Source organism: Pseudoalteromonas sp. S3431, from assembly GCF_000690035.1.
In the GTDB taxonomy this organism is placed as follows: domain Bacteria; phylum Pseudomonadota; class Gammaproteobacteria; order Enterobacterales; family Alteromonadaceae; genus Pseudoalteromonas; species Pseudoalteromonas fuliginea.
Genome location: NZ_JJNY01000100.1, coordinates 1 through 6,710, shown reverse-complemented (window position 1 = coordinate 6,710; position 6,710 = coordinate 1). Strand labels below are relative to the sequence as shown.

The 6,710-nt window shown below is 38.6% G+C and carries 6 protein-coding genes; 3 read left to right on the top strand and 3 right to left on the bottom strand.

Annotated elements, in window-relative coordinates; all coding sequences use genetic code 11:
• Positions 1–88: 88 nt before the first annotated feature.
• The 3 genes from DO88_RS01685 to coaBC all read right to left on the bottom strand — a co-directional run bounded on the left by DO88_RS01685 (position 89) and on the right by coaBC (position 4,890).
• On the bottom strand, positions 89–2,857 hold the full coding sequence (locus DO88_RS01685; protein ID WP_033040879.1) for a S9 family peptidase: 2,769 nt from the start codon (positions 2,855–2,857) through the stop codon (positions 89–91).
• Positions 2,858–2,997: 140 nt separating this feature from the next.
• Positions 2,998–3,585, bottom strand: a complete 588-nt coding sequence (slmA, locus tag DO88_RS01690; RefSeq protein WP_007378613.1) for a nucleoid occlusion factor SlmA — start codon at positions 3,583–3,585, stop codon at positions 2,998–3,000.
• 111 nt (positions 3,586–3,696) lie between these two features.
• On the bottom strand, positions 3,697–4,890 hold the full coding sequence (gene coaBC / locus DO88_RS01695) for a bifunctional phosphopantothenoylcysteine decarboxylase/phosphopantothenate--cysteine ligase CoaBC (RefSeq protein ID WP_033040877.1): 1,194 nt from the start codon (positions 4,888–4,890) through the stop codon (positions 3,697–3,699).
• A 142-nt stretch (positions 4,891–5,032) separates the two neighbouring features.
• On the opposite strand from coaBC, the gene radC reads away from it, so the two are divergent.
• The 3 genes from radC to rpmG all read left to right on the top strand — a co-directional run bounded on the left by radC (position 5,033) and on the right by rpmG (position 6,382).
• Complete coding sequence (radC, locus tag DO88_RS01700) at positions 5,033–5,707, top strand: RadC family protein (protein WP_007378615.1); 675 nt, start codon at positions 5,033–5,035, stop codon at positions 5,705–5,707.
• Between the two features lie 271 nt (positions 5,708–5,978).
• Positions 5,979–6,215, top strand: coding sequence for a 50S ribosomal protein L28 (rpmB, locus tag DO88_RS01705; protein ID WP_004335549.1), 237 nt, complete (start codon positions 5,979–5,981; stop codon positions 6,213–6,215).
• A gap of 11 nt (positions 6,216–6,226) precedes the next feature.
• Complete coding sequence (rpmG, locus tag DO88_RS01710) at positions 6,227–6,382, top strand: 50S ribosomal protein L33 (RefSeq protein ID WP_004335545.1); 156 nt, start codon at positions 6,227–6,229, stop codon at positions 6,380–6,382.
• Positions 6,383–6,710 lie beyond the last annotated feature (328 nt).

Here is a 6,710-nt window from a genome sequence, read left to right as displayed (position 1 = left end):
TTCGTTAAATTGATCAAAGATTTAAACAGGTTGGTATTATACCAACCTGTTTAGATATGAGGTCTATTTAACTCTATGTAGATTGGTACTACTCTTTAATAAAGGCCTCACCTTCAACCATCCATTTAGCAGCAGGTTTACCTTTTAAGTAATGATCAAAATACTGCATCATACGCACTGAAAAATCGACCTGATTAGGAAACTTTTTCAAGTGATGCGGTTCACCTTCGTATTGTAAAAAGGTTGCATCTTTACCTGCACGACGAAGTGCTAAGTAGTACTGCACGCTTTCATGCCAAGGTACGGCATCATCTTTATCACCAGACATTATCAAAATAGGCGTATTCACTTTGTCTGCAAAAAATACAGGTGAATTTTCTATGTAAAGTTCAGGGGCTTCAAATAAGTTTTTACCTATACGGCTTTGCCCTGTTTCGTATTGGAATTGACGAGCAAGACCCGATTTTAATCGAATGCCGCTATAAGCACTGGTCATGTTTGATACTGGTGCACCTGATACAACCGCTTTGAACATATCTGTTTGGGTTATCATAAACGCACTTTGATAACCTGCCCATGAGTGCCCTTGTAAGCCAATTTTGTTTTTATCAACTATACCTAAATCTATTAATTTTTGGGTGGCGTTTATCATGGTTTGCATTGACGATTTACCCGGGTGACCTATTTCAAAACGAATATCAGGTAAAAATACCGCATAACCGTTTGAGGTAAACATAGGAAAATTAGGGCGATGGTTTAATTCCATTTTTGGAAAATCAAACATACGCTGGCTCATGTAACGGTAAAAATACACAACTACAGGTACTTTATCGCCTTTTTTATATCCCGCAGGTTTTATTAGTACGCCTTGTAAGTCTTCGCCATCAAAGCCTTTATAACTTATTAGTTCTGGCTTTTCGCCCCATGCAAAATTACTAATTTGTGGGTTTAGAGTGGTCACTTGTTTTGGTGCACTAAAGCTAAAGTCTGTTTGGTAGTAATCAGGAAATTGGCTATAAGTTTGCGAGGTAAATAAGTACTTGTCAGCCTTTTTGGCTTTTTTAACCATATCAAAGCGTTTATTACCGCTAAGCACGTTAGTTATTGTATTAGTGGTTAAGTCGAGTTTTGCAACTTCGCTTTGTTTAGTTTGTAAATTAATAGCAGAGACAAGTAATGTATCGTCTTTTTTAAAGCCCACTTGGGTTTTATCAAGCTTAATAACACGGTACTGCGTATTGCTTTGCTTACCATTAGTTAGGCGTTTAGCTTGCTGCGTTTTTACGTCAAACGCCCAAATATCGTATTTACTGTAAGCAAGTATTTGGCTGCTATCGGTCATCCAGCCAGCAAAACCATAACCAGGCTGAGTAGACGGGTAGTCGTGTTTATCATCAGCAAAGGTTGCCTGAATCGCTTTTGTAAGCGGCGTTACTTTATTATTTTTTAAATCTTTTAGCTGTATTTGGCTGTCGCTAAAATAAGCTGCAAACTCACCATTAGGAGCAAGGCTCGGTCTAAACGGGTAGTTGCTAATAATTGGAGTTTGTTTACCGGTATTTATATTTACTGCAAAGTAATCAGCAAAAAAACCGCCGTACATTATTTTTTCTAGGTAGGGAATATTTGACGAGCCAAGCAACGATGTAGCACGCTCTGTATTAAGTGAAAGCTCTGGCATATCAGTTGTACTGAGCTGTACCACTTTTTGCGAGTTAACGTGATACACGGCGCTGTAATGGCGATTTTTGTTAACTTTGTTCCATTGCTGTTCTTCACGCGGTTTTATTTGTGCATCGTTGTTGTGCCATACATCTAAACCTTTATGTTCACGTATGGTATCAAAGTCGTACAATGAGGCTTCGTCGGTATATTCTTTGGCTTTTACTTTAGCTGCTAATTTTGGATGGTTTTCAAAATATAAACGCTCGCCATTTTCTGACCATTTAAGTGAGGCCGTTTTTCCTAAAGCCCACACTTTGTCGGGTGAATCTATTGTTGAAAGTTGATCGTTTTTATATAGCTGTAAACTGTAGTTTCGACGGCGTGTGTCATCATTTACATAGTTACCCAATGTAAATGCTGCAATATTGTCAGTTGGGTGCCACGCTATTTTATTTGCGATTACGCCCGGTTCATCAATTAATGCACTGCTATTAAAGTCACTTAGCTCAATTAACGCTATTTGGTTGTTATTACCGTCGCTGTAACTTTGACTCACTAATAGCTGGCTGTTAGCTGAGTTAATAGCGTAGCTAAATACGTTTTCTATTGTATGGCTGCGTTTATCAGATAAATTTACGATAACAAGTGGATAGCTCTTATCTTTTTTATCGGGCGTGATAGCGTTGTCTTCTTCGTTTTTAGTGCTATCGGATTTATCTTCTACTTTTGCGTCATCGTCTTTTTTATTTAAACGATAAGCAAGCCACATACCATCATCAGATAACGTGTAATCTTTTATATCAGCAAAGCTTTGTTGGGCACCTGATTGTGTGTTTACGAGTACCAGATTGTTTTTAAGTGTGTCTTTTTTTTTGGTTGTTTCTTTTTCAAGTAAGGTAGGTACTTGTGTAAAAGCGACCCAGTTAGCGGCCTTATTAATATGAGGCTTTGTACCGCGTTCTACTTCTGCGATGAGTGCATTGCTTTGTAGTGAGTAAACTTGGCCAGTTGCATTTCCACGATACGGCGTTGCACTAAAAGTGAGTACTTGGCCATTGTCAGATAGTTGCGTGCTTTTAGCTGATTTAAAACTAAATACGTCTTTAAATTGTAGCGATTCTTTGGCGTGTATGCCGGTGCTAGTTAAGCTGGCAATGAGTGCCGTGCTTAATAAGGTGAGTTTTGTTTTCATTATTGATTCTCGTATTATGACATTGTTTCATTGTAACGAGTTTGGTTCATAATTCGAGCGGATCAGATAAATGGCAGCTATATACGATAAAACTACCCGTAGGTCGTTTTATCGTATTTAATTTATTAATTTAGCAAACATTACAGCCAAATTTTTTGTAGCTCAAGCCATTGTTTTTCAAATTGAGTACTTGGTTTAACTTTAAAGTCGCTACGTACAAACTGATTCATTTTTCCTTCAACGTAAGCAAGTAAAAAGTTTGCAAGCGTAAGCTCATCACTTTGAAAGTTTTTACCTTCACGAAGCTTTCTCTCACGAAGTACTTGTTTAAACTGAGTTTCTAGTTTTTCAAAAAAGCTTTGTACACGCTCACGTAATCGCTCTTGTTCACCTTGCAGAGCATCGCCAGTTAGAATACGTGTAATACCTGGGTTTTTTTCAGCAAATGTGAGTAGCAGCAATAAAATATTATATATACGTGCTTGGCTTTCTTTTTCGTTTTCTAAAATAAGGTTAATGCGCGATAAAAGAGTATCTTCAATAAACTCAATTAAGCCCTCAAACATACGTGCTTTACTAGGAAAGTGGCGATATAGCGCAGCTTCAGATACACCTACCTCAGCAGCTAGCTTAGCTGTAGTGATTCGTTGCCCTGGGCTGGTTTCTAGCATTTGTGCGAGTGCTTGCAGTATTTGCTCTTTGCGATTACTTCTTTTTGTCGCAGGCATGAACATTCCTTTTTATTAGTTATTCTTAGTGGCGCAGTTAAGAACCCTAGTCATTTTTTGTTCAAATGAATGGCGTATGTTAATGTTTTATTCAGTTTGTTTCCAGCCTTTTTATAGATGTTTGGCCAGCTGTTCGATCACCTTGCGAGCTATTTCTGTTTTACTTGTTGGTGGTAATTCTAGTTGTTCATTATGCCAGTACAGTGTTAAAGCATTATGATCGGAATTAAACCCTAAGCCACTTTTTGACACGTCATTAGCGCAAATCATATCTAGGTTTTTGTTTTTTAGTTTACCTTTAGCGTAGTTTTCTACGTTTTGTGTTTCAGCGGCAAACCCTACTGTATAAGGGCGGTTTTGCTTAAGATTAGCAACAGCAGCAATTACGTCAGGGTTTTTAGTTAAAGTCAGTGTGAGTTCGTCGCCTTGCTTTTTCATTTTTTGAGTCGCAATATTTGCAGCTCGGTAATCTGCAACAGCAGCACAGCCAATAAAAGCATCTGATTGTGGCGCGTAAGCAAGTGATTCAGTTAATAACTGCTCAGCGCTTTCTATATTAATAAGATTTGCGCCAGTAGGGGCTTTTATAGTTACAGGGCCTGAAATTAAGTTAACCTTTGCGCCAAGTAATAAAGCCGCTTCTGCAAGTGCGTAGCCCATCTTCCCTGAGCTGTGATTTGATATAAAACGCACCGGATCGAGTGGCTCTCGCGTTGGACCTGCTGTTATTGTAATTGTTTTGCCAACAAGCAGTTGTGGGTGCTCTTTTGTAATACATAGCTGGACAAGTTCATGTGGCTCTAGCATGCGTCCTGCGCCAACATCGCCACAAGCTTGCTCGCCTTTGCCTGGCCCCCAAATAAGTACGTTACGTGCCTTTAGCGTTGCCAAGTTAGCCTGTGTGGCTGCGTGGGCATACATTTGTTGATTCATTGCTGGCGCAACAGCTACTTTTGCAGGTGTCGCCAGTAGCAGCGTAGTTAGTAAATCATCAGCAATACCAGCGACCATTTTGGCGATAATATTACACGTTGCAGGAGCAACTAAAATTAGATCAGCCCATTTTGCAAATTCAATATGGCCCATTGCAGCTTCGGCTGAAGGGTCTAATAATGAATCTGAGACAATTTCGCCGCTTACAGCTTGCATAGTCAATGGTGTAATAAAGTGCTTAGCGGATTCAGTCATGACTACTTTTACTTCACAACCAGAATCTTTTAATCGCCTTACTAGCTCAGCGCATTTATAAGCCGCAATACCACCGCTAATGCCAAGTACAATTTTTTTGTTCGTTAAAGTGATCATGGTTGTTTATCAGTCTTATTTAATATTGTGTCTAAAATAACAAATCTTTGCTTATTGAGCTAAGTTTTAATACTAAAATAACGGGCAAAATTTGAATTTTGCATTACATTTATAGAACACTTTTGCTCCTCAAGGATGAATAATGCAACTCACTGCACTACCTAATTCGCTTCGCCCTCGTGAAAAGCTCATTGAAAAAGGGGCCAAAGCATTAAGTGATGCAGAGCTTCTAGCTATATTTTTACGTACTGGGTTACCGGGTATGAATGTTATTGAGCTGGCTCAACATTTATTGAATGAAAATAAAACACTGCATAATTTATTTAACGCCAGTATTGAAGAGTTTTGCTCTCAAAAGGGATTAGGAACTGCTAAGTATGTACAGCTACAAGCTGTACTTGAGTTAAGTCAACGTTACATGCAGGAACGTTGCCAACGAGATGCCGTATTTAATTCGCCAAATTCAGTCTACGATTACCTGACAATTCAAATGCGTGGTTTGCAGCAAGAAGTGTTTATGGTGTTATATCTCGATAGTCAAAATCGTTTAGTTAAAGACGAAATACTTTTTTATGGCACAATTAATTCTGCCAGTGTTTATCCGCGTGAAGTGGTAAAGGCTGCGCTAAAGAATAATGCGGCTGCTGTTATTTTTGCTCATAATCACCCAAGTGGCATTGCAGAGCCAAGCCAAGCAGATAAACTCATCACTAATAAATTACAACAAGCGCTGCAATTGGTCGACATAAGTGTGCTCGATCACATCATTGTTGGCGGTGAAACTTGTGTTTCGTTTGCTGAGCGAGGCCTAATTTAGCTCCTTAGATAGATAAATGTGCTAAAAATGAGCTGTTTAATACGTTTTGGCAAATTAGTTTAATTTAAATGCAGTTTTTACTTTCCCTAAGGGCATTCGATCTTTATAATTGGCCGCTATCAAATTTACATATGAGCTGGTTGGATAGATCAGTATTTGATCTTTGCCTGTAAAAGCTGTATAAAGAGCGCCCTTCGATTTATCTCTAGGGCAGAAATACACGGCCTTAGATTAAATTAAGCTCGAGCGAAGTTATTGGAGATATATAGACATGTCTAAAGTATGTCAAGTTACAGGTAAGCGTCCAGCGGTTGGTAATCACCGTTCACACGCGAGAAACGCGACTAGACGTCGTTTCCTACCTAACCTACAAACACACCGTTTTTGGGTTGAAAGTGAAAAACGTTTTGTAACATTACGCACTACTACTAAAGGTATGCGTATTATCGATAAAAAAGGCATCGACACGGTTCTTACAGAAATCCGTGCTCGCGGCGTTAAAGTTTAAGGATCTGAATCATGCGCGATAAAATCCGTTTAGTTTCAACTGCCGGTACTGGTTTTTTCTACACTACTGACAAAAACAAACGTAACATGCCTGAGAAGATGGAAATCAAAAAGTTTGATCCAAAGATTCGTAAACATGTTCTTTTTAAAGAAGCTAAAATTAAGTAATTTTAGTTCTTCTTTTAGAATGTAAAAACCCAGCCTAGGCTGGGTTTTTTGTTTTTGTGGTTAAGTAATTTAATATTAGTTTGAATAATTAACTAACCTGAACTCTGCTTGAGATAGATTTATTATCCAGAGTTCAGGTTAACTACATAGCTTTAATTTCTTAATTATACCAATTTTCTTGGGTCTGTTGATCTTTGCGGATTAAAATTTGTTCAAACTAGGGGCTATTTAATCATGGCGCGAGATTTGTAACCTAGTGGGCTCGGTAACTGCTCCTGCGTTACTCTACTGGCTTACATCCATGTAAGAATAAGTAAAAACCGAGCAA

Bases quoted from the DNA above. Each gene is read 5' to 3' on its own strand.
- slmA (WP_007378613.1), bottom strand. From the start codon at position 3,585: ATGCCTGCGACAAAAAGAAGTAATCGCAAAGAGCAAATACTGCAAGCA.
- DO88_RS01685 (WP_033040879.1), bottom strand. From the start codon at position 2,857: ATGAAAACAAAACTCACCTTATTAAGCACGGCACTCATTGCCAGCTTA.
- radC (WP_007378615.1), top strand. From the start codon at position 5,033: ATGCAACTCACTGCACTACCTAATTCGCTTCGCCCTCGTGAAAAGCTC.
- rpmG (WP_004335545.1), top strand. From the start codon at position 6,227: ATGCGCGATAAAATCCGTTTAGTTTCAACTGCCGGTACTGGTTTTTTC.
- coaBC (WP_033040877.1), bottom strand. From the start codon at position 4,890: ATGATCACTTTAACGAACAAAAAAATTGTACTTGGCATTAGCGGTGGT.
- rpmB (WP_004335549.1), top strand. From the start codon at position 5,979: ATGTCTAAAGTATGTCAAGTTACAGGTAAGCGTCCAGCGGTTGGTAAT.